Here is a 20173-nt window from a genome sequence, read left to right on the forward strand (position 1 = left end):
GAGAAAATTAATTTTTTATCTTGTGCAGTATAAACTAAAATTCAACCTAGGGAAATTATGTCACTAAAAAAACGTTCAATCATCCTGCTGTTTGCGGCAGCAGCTCTCACAATAGCCAATTCCTTTACTTTCTTAAAAAAGCAGGTTTTAGCATCAATGGATGAGGAAAACCCGAAAATAAAGAAACTAAGATTATCAGACGGCTTTAAAGCCGAACACCTTTACAGTCCTTCTGAAGAAGATGAGGGTTCATGGGTTGCCATGACTTTTGACGACAAAGGAAGAATGATCACCTCCGATCAGTATGGCTCTCTTTACAGATTAAAAATTCCAGCAATTGGCAGTGCAAGTTCTAAACCAAAGGTTGAGAAAATAAAAATTGGCAAAGGTGCCAATGTGGATGAAGTGGGTATGGGTTATGCTAACGGATTGCTTTATGCATTCAATAGCCTTTACGTGATGATTAACAACGGGAAAAACAATAAAGATTTCCCTCGCTCTAGTGGATTATACAGACTTCAAGATACAAACAACGACGACCATTTTGACAAAATAACTTTACTGAAAGAGTTAGTAGGTCAAGGAGAACATGGACCTCATAGTATAGTCCTTTCTCCTGATGGAAAATCACTTTATGTAATTGCTGGAAATCATACAGACGTTCCAGAAATGGATGGATATCGTTTACCATCAAACTGGCAAGAAGATAACCTTTTCCCATTAATTAAAGATCCAAGAGGACACGCCAACGACCGCATGGCACCAGGTGGGTGGATAGCAAACCTAGACCCAGAAGGAAAAAGATGGGAACTAGTAAGTGCTGGTTATAGAAATGCATTTGACCTTGCCTTTAACGAAGTAGGCGATTTATTTGCATACGATGCAGATATGGAGTGGGATTTTGGACAACCTTGGTACCGCCCTACCAGAATCAATCATTCTACAAGTGGTTCAGAACATGGCTGGAGAACAGGAAACAGCAAATGGTCTCCTGCTTACCCAGATAACCTTCCTCCAGTAATAAACATTGGACAGGGTTCTCCTACCAACTTATTGCATTTAAAAGATGCCAAGTTCCCTGCTAAATACAGAAGCTCTTTATTAGCTTTTGACTGGAGTTTCGGAATTATGCATGCCATTCATTTGAAGCCAGAAGGGGCATCATATACGGCAGAAAGAGAAGAGTTCTTATCAGGTATTCCATTACCACTTACTGACGGAACTATTGGTCCAGACGGAGCTCTTTACTTCTTAACGGGTGGGCGTAGATTAGAATCAGACCTATACCGTGTAAGCTATGTGGGTTCTGAAAGTACAGCTCCAGTAGCTATTAAGCCTATCAATGCCGAAAACCAATTAAGAAGAGATTTAGAAAAGTATCACGTAGCTGGTGCAGACAAAAGTGCCATCAAAAAAGCCTGGCCTGAACTTAATAACGCTGATAGGTTTATCAGATATGCAGCCAGATTAGTATTAGAGCATCAGCCAGTTTCAGAATGGCAGTCAAAAGCTCTTTCAGAGAAAGACGCTGTGGCTAAAACGCAAGCTCTAATTTCTTTAATTAGAATGGGAGATGGCTCTAAGAAAAACGAAATACTAAACGCTCTTTCTAGCATTAACTACAAAAGCCTTAACGAAGGTGAGCAGCTAGACATACTAAGAGCCTACGAGCTAGCCTTTTTAAGAATGGGTGAGCCAGAAGGTGATACCAAAACTAAGGTAATAGCACTTTTAAACTCGCAGTATCCTGCTAGAACAGCTCAATTAAACAGGTCTTTAAGTAAGGTTTTACTATACTTAGATGCTCCAGGAGCGGTTGACAAGACCTTAGCTCTTATGAAAATAGAAAAAGAGCCAGGTACAGAAAGCTTAATGGAAGAAACGGCCACTGCCTCTAGTGACTTAATATTGAGAAACCCTCAGTATGGTTCTGATATTGCTGAAATGTTAGCCAACATGCCTCCAATGCAGCACACATACTATGCAACGGTTTTAAGCATGGCGAAAAAAGGATGGACAGAAAAAACTAGAGAAACATACTTCTCTTGGTTTAAAAAAGCTTTCAGTTACAAAGGCGGACGTAGCTACGTTGGGTTTATTGACAGAGCTCGTAAGTTAGCCTTAGAAAATGTTCCAGCTGATAAAGTAGAGCATTACAATCAATTATCAGGGGCAGATTTACTCTCGTCTAATGGTAACGAAATCGTTGATATGTCTTATCCGAAAGGACCAGGAAGAAGATGGAAAGTGGAAGCAGCAGCAAAGTTAATTGACGAAGGTTTAAGCGGCAGAGACTTCAAAAATGGTAAAGCCATGTTTGCAGCCACCACTTGTAAAAACTGTCATACCATGAGAGGCGAAGGTGGAGCCATTGGCCCTGACTTAACGCAATTAGGAACACGTTTCTCGTCTAAAGATATGCTTGAAGCTATAATTGACCCTAATAAAGCAGTTTCTGACCAATATGCAGCTTCTCAAATTAGCTTAAAAGATGGTAACTCTTTAGTAGGTAGACTTGTAAATGAAGATGATGAATCCTATTACATTTCTTCAAATCCTTTTGCACCAGATATGTTAGAAAAAGTACTTAAAGCAGATGTAGTTTCTGTCAAGAGTTCTCAAGTTTCAATGATGTTCCCTGGTCTTATAAATAGCCTTAATGAGGACGAACTTAAAGATTTAATGGCCTACCTAATGTCAGGAGGTAATGAAAACAATAAGATGTTCTCTTCTAAATAATCTAACCACTTTAAGAGGTTTATTTTATTAAAAATTTTCGAGTTTAGTTTGAAATAAGATTTGGTCTGGGTAGAAATTACCTGGGCCAATCTTTTTCACTTTAGCCCTACCAACATGAGAAAATCAACATTTCTATTTAGCCTTATATTTCTATGCCCTTTCCTCAAAAGTGTCACAGCTCAGGAGGCATCAGAAAAACCAAACATCTTATATATTTTAGTGGACCAATGGAGAGCTCAAGCCACTGGCTACTCAGGAAATCAAGATGTGCTCACACCAAATTTAGACCAACTAGCGTCTGAAAGTATCAACTTAAAAAATGCTATTTCTGGCACACCTGTATGTACCCCACACAGAGCGTCGCTAATGACTGGGCAGTACCCACTCACAAACGGTGTTTTTATGAATGATGTTCTTTTAGACACTAATGCCATAACACTCCCAAAAGTGTTTAAGAAAGACGGATATAACACTGGCTATATTGGTAAATGGCACCTAGACGGTCACGGCAGAAACACCTACATCCCTCCTACTCGCCAGCAAGGTTTTGCATACTGGAAAGTACTGGAATGCACCCATAACTATAACAATTCCGCCTACTACACAGGTAAGTCAGACGAAAAGAAATTCTGGAATGGTTATGACGCCGCCGCTCAAACAGAAGACGTTTTAAACTACCTAGACGAACAGTCAAAAAGTAAAAAACCATTTTTATTAATGCTTTCAATAGGGAGCCCACATGCTCCTTATCATACTGCACCTGAAGAATTCAAAAAACACTATAAAAACAAAGAGATTTTCATTCATAAGAATGTACCAGAAGAACTAAGAGAAAAAGTCGAAAATGACACCCGAGGATATTACGCTCATATGACTGCAATAGACTCTTATATTGGCAAAATGAGGCAAAAGCTTAAGGACTTAAATATGGATAAAAACACCATAATAGTCTTCACCTCTGACCACGGAGACCTTTTGGGTTCTCATGGTTTTTATAAAAAACAACAGCCTTACCAAGAGAGTATCAAGGTTCCTTTCCTTATTCATTATCCTGAAGCCTTTGGCACAAAAGGTAGCATTTCTCCAGCTCTTATAAACTCACCAGACATTATGCCTACGCTCTTAGGTTTATCAAATATTGATATCCCTGAAACAGTAGAAGGTTTAGACTTCTCCTCTGTTTTAAAAGGTGAAAAGAAAGATAAAGTAAAACAGACCCTTATCTCTTGTCAACAACCTTTCGGTCAATGGGCGAGAAAAATGGGTGGCAAAGAATATAGAGGCGTATTTACCGGAAGGTATACCTACACCAGAGACTTAGAAGGCCCTTGGCTGCTTTTTGATAATGTGTCCGACCCTTTTCAAATGAACAATTTGATAGGCAAGCCTGAACATCAAAAACTTCAAAAGACTTTAGAAAAAAAATTAAATCAAGAACTTCAAAAGAGAAATGATGAATTTCTCCCAGGAATGGAGTATGTAAAGAAATGGAACTACTTGGTAGACGAAACCGAAACCGTTCCATATATCAATGTCAATTACGAAGGAAAACCAATAAACGAATAATAAACAATCTTAATTTTAACCCAGCATGATAAACAAAAACGTAACCTACTTACTGGCAGCTGCTGCCATTGGATTAATAAGCACTTCTTGTACAGAATCTCACAGTGCTGCTAACGATGAAGAACAAGCAGTAGTGGAAAATGAAAGTGAATTTGTCCAGATTTTTAATGGCGAAAACTTAGACGGATGGGAAGGTGACACTACCTACTGGAGCGTACAAGACGGAAATTTAGTAGGAGAAATCACTCCTAGCACTTTGCTAAAAACAAATTCATTCATAATTTGGGAGGGCGGAGAGCCTGGCGATTTTGAGCTCAAAGGTGAGTTCCTGATTTCAGAAAAAGGAAACTCAGGAATTAACTATAGAAGTGAGCGTTTTACCGAAGTTCCTCACGCTTTAAAAGGGTATCAGGCCGATATTGACGGTGCAAACCGATATACAGGCCAAAACTATGAAGAGCGAGGAAGAACCACACTTGCATACCGAGGTCAAATCACGAGCATCAACCCTCAAACAGGTGATATGACACACGAGCAAGTAAGAGAAAAAGTAAAGAAAAACGCTTGGACAGAACTAGAAGTTACTGGAAGTTTAGGAGAGTCAGATTCTCTAAAAACTAAGATTAATGCCCAAGATTGGAATGAATTTCATTTGGTCATAAAAGGGAACAGATTACAACACTACATCAATGGTGTTTTAATGAGCGATGTAACAGATAATGATGAGGTTAATGGAAAGTCAAAAGGACTACTTGGTGTGCAAGTACATGTAGGTCCGCCAATGACTGTGAAATATAGAAATTTAAGAATGAAGCAATAATAAAGAATGACAAAAATCGGATTTAACGTATTAGCCTGGTCGGCAAATGTCTCGGAAGACCTTTACCCTATTATAGAACGCTTAAAAAACATTGGTTACGATGGCGTAGAATATTTTGTGGGTGCTGAAGACATAAAAAACTATAAACTGGTAGGTGACCGCTCCAAAGCTCTTGGCCTTGATGTTACCTGTGTAACGGTGGTAAGTCCAGATGCCAACCCAGTTAGCGACAATCCGATAATACGACAGAAAGGTTTGGACAGAGTGAAATGGGCCATTGACAGAACGCACGAATTAGGTAGTTCTGTGCTTTGTGGACCCTTTCACTCTGCTCACGCTCACTTTTATGGTCGCCCAGCCACGGCAGACGAATTAAAATGGAGTGCCGAAAACATGCACAGTGCAGGACAGCATGCCCAGCAAGCTGGTGTAACTTTAGCCCTGGAAGCACTAAATAGGTTTGAATGTTATTTGGTAAATACCATGGCAGATTTAGCTAAACTGGTAAATACCATCAATCACCCAAATGTGAGAGCCATGTTTGATACGCACCATAGCAATATTGAAGAAAAAAAATATGCTACCGCTATTAATAACATTGCCCCGCATTTAGAGCATGTCCATATTTCTGAAAATGACAGAGGAACACCTGGAAGTGGGCATATTCCTTTTGATGATGCATTTTCGGCTTTAAAAGACATCAATTATGACGGATGGTTAACCATTGAGGCTTTTTCACGTAGTGACCCCGATTTTGCGAACGCCATCAATGTTTGGAGAGAATATGACGACGCTTGGGACATTGCAGAAAAAGGCTTGAAGTTTATTCAAGACATGTCTGCCAAACATGGTTTAAAATAAAATCAAAAACATTTAATCAACCTATTGAAAAACAACCCTATGAATAACAAATTACCATTTCGTTTTGGATCCGAAGTCTACACTTGGTTTATGAGTGGCGACGGCGAAACCCATAAAGGGCAGCTTGGTCACATGATTGAAATAATCGCTAAAGCTGGCTTTACAGGTATTCAACCAATTTTTACATGGATGGGAGATTTGGTAAATCCAGAACTATTAGCAAACAAGCTTAAAGAACAAGGCATAGAACTAGCTGCTCTTGCTTTAGCTCAAGACTGGAATGGAGCAAAAGAAACTGACGAGGAAAAAATAGTAGCAGACAATGCCATAGCTCTTTTGGAGCATTTCCCTGGAGCTATGCTAAATACAGTTCAAATTCCAACTGGACGTCATGATATAGAAACCAGAAGAAAAACCTTGGTTAACATTGTCAATACCGTTTCTAAAAGAGCTGCCGACAAAGGCATACCATGTAGTTATCATCCTAACTCGCCACATACTTCTATTATTCGAACCGAGGAAGATTATAAAATAGTTTTAGAAAGCCTTGACACCTCCGTTACAGGCTGGACTCCAGATGTAGGGCATATTATAAATGGCGACATGGACCCACTTTCTAAAATGAAAGAATATCAATCGCTCATTAATCATGTGCATTATAAAGATTGGGATGGTAATCCTGAATTTGTATTGATGGGCAAAGGAAAAGTAAAGCTTTTAGAAATAACCCAATGGCTAAAAGACATTAACTATGGCGGCTGGATTATTTGTGAAGACGAAGGTGCTTTAGCCTTAGAAGACCCAGATGCAGTGACCCTACATGATGGCCAGTGGATAGTAAACGATTTAATTCCAAAATTGAAGTAAAATGCCCATCATAGATTCAAACGGTATTCAACTTTATTATGAGGAGCTAGGCGATGCATCTAAGCCACCTTTGCTTTTGATAATGGGTATTACAGCACCTGGCTCTGTTTGGTACGACCACACAGACGAATGGAAAAAAGACTTCCGATGCATTTTAGTAGACAACAGAGGTGTTGGTAAATCAGATAAACCAAAAGGACCTTACACCACGGCACAAATGGCCGATGACTGTGCAGGATTATTAGAAATTTTAAACCTAGAAAATGTAAGTGTTGCAGGCGTTTCTATGGGCAGCACCATTGCCCTTGAATTAGCCATAAGACATCCAAAACTGGTCAAATCTTTACTTCTCATGTGTCCATGGGCAAGATGTGATAATAAGGCAAAAGCCATTTTTGAACATATGATGGTTTGCAAAGCAAGGTTCAGACCTGAAGAGTTTAGTCATTATATCCAGCTCTTAATTTATTCCAAAGCGTCTTGGGATAACCAAGAAACTGTCAAAGAATTAGCAGAAGGGAGAGCCGCAGACGCCATTGGTGAAAACCAACAACCGCTTCATGGACTAGAAGGACAAGCTTATGCCTGCATAAACCATGATGTGTATGACCAACTAGGGAGTATTTCACAGCCAACTTTTATAGTAGGAGGCGAAGAAGATGAGTTTACGCCTACATGGATGTCAAAAGAAATTAAAGAAGCTATGCCAAATGCAGAGCTTTACCTGTACCCTAAAAGTGGACATATTTTCCATTTTGAAAATTTAAACGACTTTAACCAGAAAGCCTTAAACTGGCTTTCTGCACATAAATAATGAGTTTCCTGAAAGACAATAGCTGGAAAGATAAAATCTCTCATACCTCCCAAATAGGTGGTATAGAAACTTCCATTTTAGATAATGGACTAGGCAAAGGCACCAGAATAGCCTGGATAAATACAGGAACTGGCCTACGCTTTAAAGTAGTACTTGATAGAGGAATGGACATTGTAGATGCTTTTTATAATCAACATTCTTTAGCATGGATTAGCCATAACGGCGTCACCGCTCCTCAGCCATTTTCTGATGAAGGCATTGACTGGTTAAAAACTTTTTCGGGAGGCCTATTAACCACCTGCGGACTATCAAACGTAGGCGATCCTAATGAAGATGAGCTTGGAAAAAGAGGCTTACACGGAAGAGTAAGTAACATTTCGGCCGAAATAGAATCCATCATTCAGCCCGACCCTTTGGTAGGTAAAATGGACATGAGCATTACTGGTATCATCAAAGAGTCTACCGTTTTTGGTGCCAACTTAGAACTAAGACGAACCATTTCTTGCACCCTCGGCACCTCAGATATTAGAATAAGTGACGAAGTCATCAATAGAGGAAACACCACGGTTCCTGTCATGGTGCTTTATCATGTTAATTTCGGCTACCCACTGGTGGACCAAGGAGCTAAAATCAATTGGGAAGGAGAATGGAAAGCTCGCGATATCAAATCAGAAGAGGTTTTTGTAGAATCAAATGATTTCAAAACCTGCCCTCCTGCCCTATCAGCACATGATGGCCCTGGTGAAGCTGCAGCTTACGTAGAAATGAATACTGATAGCGAAGGTTTTTCTAACTGCGGCATTAGCAATGAAAAGATAAACCTAGCGGTCAACCTTAAATACAAAAAAGACCAACTTCCAGCATTCTGCAATTGGCAGCACTGGGGAAAAGGCGAATATGTAACAGGCTTAGAACCTGGTACAAATTTACCTATCGGTCAAAAACAAGCTGGAGAAGATGGCACATTGCAATTTCTTAAGCCTTTTGAATCAAAAAAAATAGACCTAGAATTTAATATTTCAACCGTAAAAGAATAAATAATTAATTGAGATGAGCGATATAGCAAAGGCACTAGAACAAGGAAAAGGAATTTTGAGATTGACCCCAACATGGGTGCCTCGTTCTTTTTGTGTCCCCGGAAGAAGAATAAAACTACACCCAGACGATTATTATGTGCTAGGTGGAGAGCGTGGTGGAATTGATGAGCGATGGTTATCTTCTACCTGTGCCGCTGAAAATGGACCTTTAACAGGCGAAAATGAAGGCTTGAGTCACGTTGTTTATAATGACGGTGAGAAAGATATTTTGTTCACGCTCAAAGATGCCATTGATGAACTCAAAGGAGAAATTATAGGAGACAGACTTTGGAACGAATACAAAAGCTGGCCTATGTACTCTAAGTTTTTTGATAATATGGGACCTCTTCCTCACCATATTCATCATAATGACGAGAAAGCCGCACTAGTTGGTCAAAATGGTAAACCAGAAGCTTATTATTTCCCGCCTCAGCTTAATAACCACGGTGGAGATTTTCCATATACATTCTTTGGAATAACACCAGGTACCACAAAAGAGCAAATCAAAGAGTGCCTGATGAACTTTACAAAAGGAGACAACAAAATCACAAATTACTCAGCTGCTCAAAGATTAGAGCCAGGTACAGGATGGTATGTTCCACCAGGAGTTTTACATGCACCAGGTAGCCTTTGTACTTATGAGCCACAGAAGGCATCAGATATTTTCGCGATGTACCAAAGCTTAGTGAACGAAGCCATTGTTCCAGAAGAATTACTTTGGAAAGGGACTCCTAAAGATAAAATTGGTGACTATGATGAATTGGTAAGTGTAATAGATTGGGAGCTTAACACAGACCCTAATATTGTAGAAAAGTTCTTCATGCAGCCTAAGCCAGTAAAACCAATAGCCGAAATGGAGGCGGAAGGTTATATTGATAACTGGATTTGCTACAAAGCCACAGACTTTAGTGCCAAAGAATTAACCATTCTTCCGGGTGCTACAGTAACTATTAAAGATGCTGCCGCCTACGGAATGATAGTGATGCAGGGGCATGGTAAAATGGGCGAATGGAACATAGAAACTCCTGCTTTGATAAGATACGGGCAGCTTACTAATGACGAGTTCTTCGTTACAGAGAAAGCAGCCAAAGAAGGGATAACAATTACCAACTATTCGGCAAATGACCCTATCGTAATCTTGAAGCACTTTGGCCCTAACAATCCAGATTTAGAGATAGAATAAAATAGATTTTCAACCCAAATTATAGAATAATGAGTAATAATAATTATCCAAAGCTCCATAATGCTACATGGCCAGGAATAGTAGGAAAAGGACCAGATTCTGAGCCTACCATTGCCCTAGATAACATGTTAAAAATGACCGCCGCAGCCGAGGTTGACGGTGTTAAATTTGACGGTGTAGACCTTGGTCTTTTTGACCCACATTATGATTTAGATACTTCTGATGATGGCGTTAAAAGGCTGGCTGATAAAGTAGCTGCTTATGACCTTGAAATAGGAAGTCTGGTAGCTCCTATCTGGGGCGGTCCAGCAATGGGAACCAAAGAACAGCGTGCCGAATTTGTAGAAATGGTGCGTAAATCATGTGAAGTAGGTCAAAAACTTAGAGCCCTTGGTATTAGACCAAACGGCATAGTCAGAATAGATTCTGCCAGTGGCGTGACCGACTGGGCAAAAGACCCAAAAGCAAATTCAAAACTAATAGCTGAAACTTTCCGTGAGGCTTGTGATGTAGCGGCCGATTTTGGTGAAAGACTAGCAGCAGAAGGAGAAATTTGCTGGGGGGGCATGCACAGCATGGACTATATGCTTGAAACCTTTGAAATGGTAGATAGAAAAAACATTGGCTTCCAGGCCGACATGTCGCATACTACACTTTATCTGCTAGGCTATAACGCTCCTGAGCATAGAGTTTTACCAAAAGACTTTAACTGGGACGACCGTGAAACATTCTTAGCTGGACTTAAGAAAATTACGGACAAACTAAGACCATGGACTATAGATTTCCATGTGGCTCAAAACGACGGTACTGTTCACGGAACAGGCTCTCATGATAAAACTGGCCGCCACTGTCAAGCGACCGACCCTAATGGTAAATTAGACATTGCCAATGACGCCGGTTATTGGTTAAGAGATGGCTCAGGAGAATTGACAAAAGCATTCAAGCATATTTGCTGGGATGGCTGCATGTTCTCAAACGACATCATGACACAGCCTAACACGTGGAATGATATCTTAGCCGCAATGATTAAAGTAAGAGAGCAACACGGCTGGCATGAGGCCTAAAGCTCAAAATTATTCAACCATAAAATTGAAATAAAATGGCAGAAAAAAAGAAATTAAGAATAGGATTAGTAGGTACTGGCCTAATGGGCAGAACCCATGCAAACGGATATAATAGAATTCATAACTTCTTCCCTGATTTAGCGTACGAGCCAGAATTAGTGGCCGTATGCTCTAGAAACGAAGAAAAAGTAAAGGCCTTTGCAGACCAATGGAACTTTGCTTCTTATGAAACGGATTGGAGAAAACTAATAGCAAGAGATGATATTGACGCAGTAGACGTTTGTACACCAAACGACAGCCATGCGGAAATCTCAATAGCTGCCGCTGAGGCAGGCAAAATGGTACTTTGCGAAAAACCTCTTTCTAGAACCATAGCAGAAGGTCAAAAAATGGTAGCCGCTGCCGAAAAAGCAGGCGTTCAAACGACCGTTTGGTATAACTATAGAAGAATTCCCGCAGTAACACTTGCCAAAAACATAATTGACTCTGGTAAGCTTGGAAAAATCTTTCATTACAGAGGAAACTTCTTACAAGATTGGACCATCAATGCTGACCTTCCGCAGGGTGGTGAAGGACTTTGGCGTATGGATTCTGATGCCGCAGGTTCGGGTGTTACGGGCGACCTTTTAGCTCACTGTATAGACTCCGCTATGTGGCTTAATGGTGGCATTAAAGATGTATCTGCCGTTACAGAAACTTTTGTAAAAGAGCGTATGCATCAGCTTACTGGTAAAGTAGAGCCTGTCAAAATTGACGATGCCTGCCTTTTCCACTGCCATTTTGAGAATGGTTCTTTAGGACTTTTTGAGGCCACAAGATATGCTAGAGGCCACAAGGCTCTAAAAACGTTTGAGATAAATGGTGAGCATGCCTCTATCCGTTGGGATTTGCATGACATGAACAGGCTAGAGTTCTTTGACCATGCAGATGAATCCAAACTTAGAGGATGGCGTTCTATTCACATTACAGACGGCGACCACCCATACATTGACAAATGGTGGATTCCTGGCTGTGGAATTGGCTGGGAGCACAGTTTTGTACACCAAGTAGCCGATTTCCTAAAAAGTTTAGAAGACGGAACACCATGCTCTCCTACCTTCAAAGAAGCTTTACAAACACAAAAAGTGTGCGAAGCCATCATTGCATCAGCAAGCGAAAGAAGATGGGTTGATACCGGTGTTGACGGTAAATTCGTATAAAATAAATGCAGCCTAGGTTTTCCTAGGCTGCATTTTTCATAAAACCCTATGCCCCTTCTTAAAATCTCTCAAATCTCTAAATCATTTTCTGGAATTAAGGTTCTAGAAAACATCTCGTTTGACCTAAAGTCAGGCGAGGTACATGCTCTTATGGGAGAAAATGGTGCAGGTAAGTCTACCCTCATGAAAATACTCATGGGACTCCTAAAACCTGAGACAGGAACGGTAAATCTAGATGGCAAAGACATCACCAAAATGGACGTGCAAGAGACCTTAAAAAAAGGTATTGCCATGATTCATCAGGAAATTTTAATGGTGCCTGAGTTGAGTATTGCTCAAAACATTTTCTTAGGAAAAGAAACCTCCACGTTCTCTTTTTTAAAAGAGAAACATATCAATCAGCAAACACAAGAGCTTTTTGACAATATTGGTTTGACGCTGAATCCTAAAACCAAGATGAAGGATTTGAGCATAGCTCAAATGCAAATGGTGGAAATAGTAAAAGCCATTTCAAATGAGGCAAAAATCATCATTATGGATGAGCCTACCTCTGCCCTATCCGATAAAGAAGTAGCCAAGCTTTTTGATATCATCAAAGACCTTAAAAGCAGAAATGTGGCAATTGTCTACATTTCACATAAAATGGATGAGATTTTCCAAATTGCAGATAGAATCACCGTGCTCCGTGATGGTATTTATATAGGTACTAAAGCGGCAGACGAACTAGATAACAAATCCCTCATTACAATGATGGTGGGTAGAGAGATTGACAGTATTTATCCCGATTCTACTGCTGAAATAGGCAAAACATTACTAGAAATTGAAAACTTAAGCTCTGCTGGTAAGTTTGAGAAAATCAATTTTAACCTTAAAGAAGGTGAAGTATTAGGCCTAGCTGGATTAGTAGGTGCAGGAAGAACGGAGGTAGCCCGAGCCATAGCTGGTTTAGATAAATTCAATAGCGGAAAAGTAATTTTAGAAGGTACTGAGCTAAAGCTCAAAAGCCCTAAAGATGCTATCAAAAACAAAATAGGCTATGTAAGTGAAGACCGAAAAGCTTTAGGCTTTATTCCCGATTTATCCGTCAATGAAAACCTTACCTTGGCCAGTCTCTCCGTTTATGCCAATCAGTATTTCCCCGTTAAGAACCGAGAAGAAAGCGTGGGAAACCACATGATAAAGGATCTTAAAATAAAAAGTAATGGTCTAACTCAAAAAGTAGGAAGCCTAAGTGGCGGTAACCAACAAAAAGTGGTGATAGGCAAAGTACTGCTAACCTCGCCAAAAGTCATCATACTTGACGAACCCACCAGAGGAATTGACATCGGAGCTAAATTTGAAATTTATAAACTGATCAGAACATTGAGTCAAAAAGGCATAGGTATTATTATGATATCTTCTGAATTACCAGAAGTATTAGGTATGAGCGACAGGATACTAGTAATCTCCGAAGGCAAACAAACCGCCATATTATCAGGAAAAGAAGCCACTCAAGAAAACATCATGCAGCATGCAATTCACTAAAAGCCTTAAAGAATACGGCATATTTATTTCGTTTATAGTCACCTGTGTTATTCTTTCCGTAGCTACACCACAGTTTTTAAGCGTAGCCAACTGGACCATCATCATCACGCAAGTTTCTATCAATGCCTTACTAGCCTTCGGTGTCACATTCGTCATTATTACAGGTGGCATTGACTTATCAGTAGGTTCTATAGTGGCCGTTACCGGTGTGGTAGCAGCATCTTTGGCACAAAATGGAGATTACCCCGTGGCAGTTGCCATAGCAGGAGGTTTGATAGCAGGACTTGCCTTTGGACTTTTAAACGGCTTCCTGGTTACTAAAAGTAAGATTGCCCCCTTTATCGTAACCTTAGGAACTATGACCATTGGTCGTGGTTTAGCATTAATACTAAGCAAAGGCCGTCCAGTATCTAACTTATCAGAGAGTTTCAACTTTATTGGAAATGGCAAAATATGTGGACTTCCAGTCCCAATTATCATTCTAATTTTAGTGTTTATTATCTGCTCCGTTACCCTTAGGAAAACCATTTTTGGAAGATATGTTTACGCCATTGGCGGAAATGAAGATGCCTCTTGGGCTTCAGGAATCAGTGTCAATAAAGTCAAACTAGCAGCCTATGCTATTTGCGGAGCATTATCGGGTTTGGCAGGAATATTATTGACCGCAAGGATAAGCACAGGACAACCAAACTCAGGAATGGGTTTTGAACTAGATGCCATTGCCGCTGTAGTAATTGGTGGCACCAGTACCACAGGTGGCCGCGGTACTATGATAGGAACACTGATTGGTGTTTTACTCATTGGCGTAATTAATAACGGCCTGGACCTCATGAACGTCACGTCTTATTACCAGCAAGTTATCATGGGAATCATTATCATAGGAGCTGTATTAATGGACAGCTGGAATCTAAAAACAAGAAACTAAACAAAGAAATGAAAGCACTTAAACTACTATTTTTTGCGGGGCTCATAGCTTTAAACGCCTGTAACTCGGCAGAAGATGACGGAAAACTGGTTATAGGAGTCACTATGCTCAGCATGCAAAATGAGTTCATTGTCAATGTGGCCGATGAAATGCAAAAAAAAGCAGATGAGCTAGGCGTTAAGCTTATTACCGTAGATGCCGAAAGGTCTGCATTAAAACAAATGGAGCAAGTAGAAAGCTTCATAGCCCAAGGTGTTGACGCTATAATACTAAACCCTTGTGAGGTAGAAGCTAGTTCTCCTGCCGTGAGTAGAGCCATTGCCGCAGGCATTCCTATTATTAATGTCAATTCTGAAACTACAGCAAAACCAACTGCTTTTGTAGGCTCAAATGATGTAGAATCAGCAAGAATAGCAATGAACTATTTGGCAGAAAAAATGGAAGGAAAAGGAAACTTAGTTATGATTCATGGTTTCATGGGACAAGCCGCACAAATTCAAAGAGAGCAAGGTGCCAAAGAAATATTAAAAGCTCATCCTGAAATGAAATTAATGGCAGAGCAAACAGGCGAATGGGACAGGTCAAAAAGCATGGATTTGATGCAAAACTGGATTCAGTCTTACGGTGATAAAATTGATGCCGTATTTGCTCATAATGACGAAATGGGCATGGGAGCCGTAAAAGCATTAGAAAACGCAGGTCTAAAAGACAAAGTTTTGGTGGTAAGTATAGATGCCATTCAAGATGCACTTCAAGCTGTCAAAAAAGGAACATTAGACGCCACGGTTTTTCAAAATGCCCGAGAGCAAGGAGCTGCCGCAGTAAGCACTGCCGTAAAACTAGCCCAAGGTCAGGAAACCGAAAATGAAGTCCTAATACCCTTTCAGTTAATAGTGAAAGAAAACGTGGACAATTTCCTAAAATAAGAAATCATACAAAGTACTTATTGTAAGTATATTACAAAATAAAAGTAGAATAATTAAGATTTAGCAGTACAGTAAAGGACGGGATATCTAAGTACACTTAATAATTTAGCATTCAAATAACAGAATCATCATGGACACTTCAATTAAGGATTTTAAATACGTAGATTACCTCTGGGACGCAGAAAAAGCAGAGGCTCTTAAAGACGACCAAGTTGCATTATTTTTATATAGATCTAACATCTTGGGTGCGGACCTCCGAATCACCAATTATGGTGGCGGAAACACGAGCTGCAAAACCATCGAAAAAGACCCACTTACCAATGAAGAAGTAGAGGTAATGTGGATTAAAGGTTCTGGTGGAGATATAGGAACATTAACCCGCTCTGGCATAGCAGGATTATATACAGAAAGGCTTCGTAACCTTAAAGATGTGTACGGAGGACTGGAAGACGAAGACCGCATGGTTGGTCTTTTTAATCATTGCATTTATGACCTTGACAGCCGTGCTCCTTCTATTGACACGCCACTTCATGGTCTTTTACCTTTTGCTCATATTGACCACCTTCACCCAGATGCCCTTATTGCAGTAGCTGCTGCAGAAGATAGTGAAAAAGTAACCAAAGAAATTTGGGGAGATACTATGGGTTGGGTGCCTTGGCAGCGTCCGGGTTTTGACCTAGGACTACAGTTAGAAAAATGTTTAGCAGATAATCCAGGTATTAGAGGTATTGTATTAGGTAGCCACGGACTTTTCACCTGGGCAGATAATGCCTACGATTGCTACATCAATAGCCTTGAGGTTATCGAGATGGCATCTGAATACATAGAAAAGAAAATTGCAGAAAAAGGAAGCGTTTTTGGTGGACAAAAAATTGAAAGCCTTCCTAAGGAAGAGCGTTTAGATAAGGCAGCGGAATTGATGCCACTTCTTCGTGGACTTTGTTCTTCTGAAAACCGCATGATTGGTCATTTTACTGATGCCGATGTGGTGCTAGAGTTTATAAACAGTAATGATTTGGCAAGACTGGCTCCTATGGGAACTTCTTGCCCTGACCATTTCTTGAGAACTAAGATTCAGCCTTTGGTATTAACACTAGATGCTAAGGAAGATTTAACAGATTCTGCAGCAGTTTTGGCGAAGCTAGAACCAGCTTTTGAAGCTTACAGAAAAGAGTACCAAGAATATTACGATACCTGTAAAAAAGCAAATAGCCCAGCGGTAAGAGATGCCAATCCGGTTATCATCATTTACCCAAGTGTAGGTATGTTTAGCTTCGCAAAAAACAAACAAACTACCCGTGTAGCTAGTGAGTTTTATATCAATGCCATCAACGTAATGCGTGGTGCGGAAGCCATTACTTCTTATACGTCACTACCAAGACAAGAAGCATTTGACATAGAATACTGGTTATTAGAGGAAGCCAAGCTTTCAAGAATGCCTAAAGAAAAGCCACTTTCTAGAAAAGTAGCTTTTGTAACTGGTGCAGGTGGCGGAATTGGTAAAGCCATTGCAGATAAATTAGCGGAAGAAGGGGCTAATGTTTTCTTAACTGATATAGCCGAAGAAAGACTAAAAGAAGCCGTAGCTACCTATGCAAAAGATACAGCAGGCTACGCGGTGTGCGATGTAACCGATAGCAACTCTGTAGCAGAAGCTTATAAAGCAGCTTCGCTTGAGTTTGGTGGTGTAGATATAGTTATTCACAGTGCTGGCCTCGCCATTTCTAAGCCATTGGCAGAAACTACTGATGCCGACTGGGATATTCTTCAGAAAGTATTAGTGAAAGGTCAATTTGAACTTGCTAAACAAGTGGTGGGCGTATTACGTAAGCAAAACCTTGGAGGAGACTTCATTAGTATCGCTAGTAAAAACGGATTAGTGGCAGGGCCAAACAATGTGGCTTATGGTACGTCAAAAGCTGCTCAGCAGCACATGGCAAGGTTACTAGCAGCAGAGCTAGGGCCAGAGAAAATCCGTGTAAACACGGTCAATCCTGACGGCGTAATAGTAGGTAGTAAAATATGGGAAGGTGCATGGGCAGAAGGCAGAGCTAAAGCTTATGGCATAAAAGTAGAAGAACTTCCAGCTCACTACGCCAAAAGAAACTTAATGAATGAAATTATTTACCCTGCCGATATAGCCAATGGGGTTTTTGCTCTAGTAGCCATATTAGATAAAAGCACTGGAAACATTATTAATGTGGACGGTGGTATGGCAAACGCATTTGTGAGATAATTCAAACACGAAAAACAAAACACTAGTGCCGAATGGTGCTAGTGTTTTTTATTAATACACTTCTAGAATAATTATATATCTTCCTTTTTGAAAATTTAGCATTTACGAATGAAACAGAAGGTCACCGCAGTTTTTGATATTGGAAAAACCAATAAGAAGATTTTCCTTTTTGATGAAAACTTCCAAGAGGTTCATAAAGAATACATTCGTTTTGATGAAACTGTAGACGAAGACGGATACCCTTGTGAAGATATTGACAAGTTAAAAACGTGGATAGTAGACACTTTTGACACTATACTGAAAGCTGATAAATATGAAATCACAAGCCTAAACTTCTCCACCTACGGAGCTAGTTTTGTGCACATTGGTTATGATGGCGAAGTGGTGGCTCCGCTCTATAATTATACCAAACCTTATGATGCCAAATTAGAAGCAAAGTTCTATAGGAAGTATGGCCCAATTGGCAAATTTTGTCAAGAAACAGGCTCTTCTAAATTGGGAAATTTAAACTCTGGATTGCAGATTTATCTACTAAAATATCAGCAGCCAGAACTTTTCAAAAAGATAAAATACTCGCTGCACCTTCCGCAGTTTGTCAGTTACTTATTCACCGGAATTCCACTTAGTGAATACACCAGTATAGGCTGTCATACCGCTCTCTGGGATTATAAAAAACAGGATTATCATACATGGGTTTATGAAGAAGGTATCAATGAAAAGCTTCCGAGCATAGTCTCTACCGAAAGTAGTATCAACATGAACTACAAAGGGCACAAAATGAAAATTGGCGTTGGAATACATGACAGTTCATCTGCATTAGTTCCTTACCTTAGAAGCTCCAAAAAACCTTTCTTATTGGTATCTACGGGTACATGGGCCATTACCTTAAATCCATTTTCTGATGGCATCTTAAGTGCATCCGACTTAAAGGCCGACTGTCAAAACAACATGCGAATAAACGGCGAAGCCGTAAAGGCCGCAAGACTATTTTTAGGCAACGAATACAAACTTCAAATAGCTAAACTGACGGAACACTATAAAGTACCGCACGAAACACACCGTACGGTCAAATTTTCAAAAAGAACGTTTAAGAAACTAAACCAGAACTTTAAGCCGCACTTCGCTTGGGAAAGCTTAAAAGACTCCGAAGCTCCAAAGAAAACTACTTTGCCGTTTGAAAGTTTTGAAGAAGCTTACCATCAAATGATGCAGGAGCTAGTAAAGCTTCAGGTGAAAAACATTAACATGGCAAAAGGGAAAGCTATATTGGAAAGGATTTATATAGACGGCGGTTTTAGCGATAATGATATCTACATCAAACTTCTCAGCCATTACCTAAAGCCTATGGAGCTTAAAACTACCGATTCGTCTTTAGGCTCTGCATTAGGTGCCGCCATAGCTATCTCCGATATAAGCCTTAATCCAAAATTCCTAAAGAAAAACTATTCCCTTAAGAAGCATAAGCCGGTTAAAATGTAGGTCGAGAGCTCAACCTTTTATTATTTCTATAATCATTTCGTACCTCTGGAGCTAAATATGAAAAGCAATTAAAACCTTCATTTGACCAGAGAAGAAGATTGAGTGGACTTTTAGTAAAAAGTCAGACATAAGACTCATGGCCTAAAGAATTCAGATTGCATTAGGTGATAACTTTATCAAGTATAGCATACTTTACTGAGCCTTCATATCTTTGATTATGAAAAAATGTTTGTTTCTTCTTTGTATAAGCCTAAGTTCTTTGGCTCAAAGTTCGATTCTTGGAAAAAGGGTTACTTCAAAAATTGATTCCTCCAAATCACCAGAAATTGTTCTAATTCAAGAATTCAGTGTAAACGCTCCATTGAAATCTGTTTGGGATGCATATACCACTAAAAAAGGTTATGAAAGCTGGGCAGCTCCGCTGGCAGAAATAGATTTAAAGGTAGGTGGCTATATCAAAAGCAACTATAATGAATCTGGAGAAATTGGTGACACTACCACTATACTGACTCATATCGTAAATTACGTTCCCCTCAAAATATTAACCCTCCAGGCCGAATTAACAGACAACTTCCCTGAGTTCATGAAAAAGGAAGCACAAGACTTTTATAATGTTATTTATTTTGACCAAAATCCTGATGGCATGACCACCGTAAAATCTTACGGAATTGGCTATAAAAACACGCCCAAATACCTCTCCCTTATGAACTATTTCATTCCTGCAAATGAAAAAATCCTGCTCAACCTCATCTCTATTTTAGAGAAGTAAATAGTAAGCTAGAAGGTTCTGAATATACTAAGAGTTAAAACGGACATCTCTAAACTGTACAATACTTTTACTAAGTCCTTAATTCTCATGATTTGACCATACGGTTAGATTAAAAAATCATTAAT

At 39.8% G+C, this 20173-nt stretch carries 16 protein-coding genes; all 16 read left to right on the forward strand.

The window, feature by feature from the left end:
• The first annotated feature begins 57 nt into the window (after positions 1–57).
• On the forward strand, positions 58–2739 hold the full coding sequence (locus AADJ06_RS06995; RefSeq protein WP_341225706.1) for a c-type cytochrome: 2682 nt from the start codon (positions 58–60) through the stop codon (positions 2737–2739).
• A gap of 114 nt (positions 2740–2853) precedes the next feature.
• On the forward strand, positions 2854–4305 hold the full coding sequence (locus AADJ06_RS07000) for a sulfatase (RefSeq protein WP_341225707.1): 1452 nt from the start codon (positions 2854–2856) through the stop codon (positions 4303–4305).
• Positions 4306–4330: 25 nt separating this feature from the next.
• Positions 4331–5125, forward strand: a complete 795-nt coding sequence (locus AADJ06_RS07005; RefSeq protein WP_341225708.1) for a DUF1080 domain-containing protein — start codon at positions 4331–4333, stop codon at positions 5123–5125.
• A gap of 6 nt (positions 5126–5131) precedes the next feature.
• Positions 5132–5986 carry a sugar phosphate isomerase/epimerase family protein gene (locus AADJ06_RS07010; RefSeq protein ID WP_341225709.1) on the forward strand — a complete coding sequence of 285 codons (855 nt, stop codon included), beginning with the start codon at positions 5132–5134 and terminating at the stop codon, positions 5984–5986.
• 39 nt (positions 5987–6025) lie between these two features.
• On the forward strand, positions 6026–6853 hold the full coding sequence (locus AADJ06_RS07015; RefSeq protein WP_341225710.1) for a sugar phosphate isomerase/epimerase family protein: 828 nt from the start codon (positions 6026–6028) through the stop codon (positions 6851–6853).
• Position 6854: 1 nt separating this feature from the next.
• Positions 6855–7667: an alpha/beta hydrolase gene (locus AADJ06_RS07020; protein WP_341225711.1), complete on the forward strand. Its 813-nt coding sequence runs from the start codon at positions 6855–6857 to the stop codon at positions 7665–7667.
• Positions 7667–8704, forward strand: coding sequence for an aldose 1-epimerase family protein (locus AADJ06_RS07025; protein WP_341225712.1), 1038 nt, complete (start codon positions 7667–7669; stop codon positions 8702–8704). The genes AADJ06_RS07020 and AADJ06_RS07025 overlap by 1 nt, the downstream gene beginning before the upstream one ends.
• 13 nt (positions 8705–8717) lie before the next feature.
• Positions 8718–9926 (forward strand): hypothetical protein, encoded by a 1209-nt coding sequence (locus tag AADJ06_RS07030; RefSeq protein ID WP_341225713.1) that lies wholly within the window; start codon positions 8718–8720, stop codon positions 9924–9926.
• 29 nt (positions 9927–9955) lie between these two features.
• A complete protein-coding gene (locus AADJ06_RS07035) occupies positions 9956–10990 on the forward strand; it encodes a TIM barrel protein (RefSeq protein ID WP_341225714.1) in 1035 nt (344 codons plus the stop codon).
• Positions 10991–11025: 35 nt separating this feature from the next.
• Positions 11026–12189, forward strand: coding sequence for a Gfo/Idh/MocA family oxidoreductase (locus AADJ06_RS07040; RefSeq protein WP_341225715.1), 1164 nt, complete (start codon positions 11026–11028; stop codon positions 12187–12189).
• A 48-nt stretch (positions 12190–12237) separates the two neighbouring features.
• The gene (locus AADJ06_RS07045) at positions 12238–13713 is read left to right on the forward strand and encodes a sugar ABC transporter ATP-binding protein (RefSeq protein ID WP_341225716.1); all 1476 of its coding nucleotides are present in this window, start codon (positions 12238–12240) and stop codon (positions 13711–13713) included.
• Entirely contained in the window at positions 13700–14638 is a 939-nt protein-coding gene (locus AADJ06_RS07050) for an ABC transporter permease (RefSeq protein WP_341225717.1), read from the forward strand. Before AADJ06_RS07045 ends, AADJ06_RS07050 begins: the two co-directional genes overlap by 14 nt.
• 8 nt (positions 14639–14646) lie before the next feature.
• The gene (locus AADJ06_RS07055) at positions 14647–15564 is read left to right on the forward strand and encodes a sugar ABC transporter substrate-binding protein (protein WP_341225718.1); all 918 of its coding nucleotides are present in this window, start codon (positions 14647–14649) and stop codon (positions 15562–15564) included.
• 130 nt (positions 15565–15694) lie between these two features.
• Complete coding sequence (locus AADJ06_RS07060) at positions 15695–17800, forward strand: bifunctional aldolase/short-chain dehydrogenase (RefSeq protein ID WP_341225719.1); 2106 nt, start codon at positions 15695–15697, stop codon at positions 17798–17800.
• A gap of 108 nt (positions 17801–17908) precedes the next feature.
• Positions 17909–19279: an FGGY family carbohydrate kinase gene (locus AADJ06_RS07065; RefSeq protein WP_341225720.1), complete on the forward strand. Its 1371-nt coding sequence runs from the start codon at positions 17909–17911 to the stop codon at positions 19277–19279.
• A gap of 217 nt (positions 19280–19496) precedes the next feature.
• The gene (locus AADJ06_RS07070; RefSeq protein ID WP_341225721.1) at positions 19497–20048 is read left to right on the forward strand and encodes an SRPBCC domain-containing protein; all 552 of its coding nucleotides are present in this window, start codon (positions 19497–19499) and stop codon (positions 20046–20048) included.
• The last annotated feature ends 125 nt before the right edge of the window (positions 20049–20173 follow it).

Source organism: uncultured Arcticibacterium sp. (assembly GCF_964021845.1).
Classification (GTDB): Bacteria; Bacteroidota; Bacteroidia; order Cytophagales; family Spirosomataceae; genus Arcticibacterium.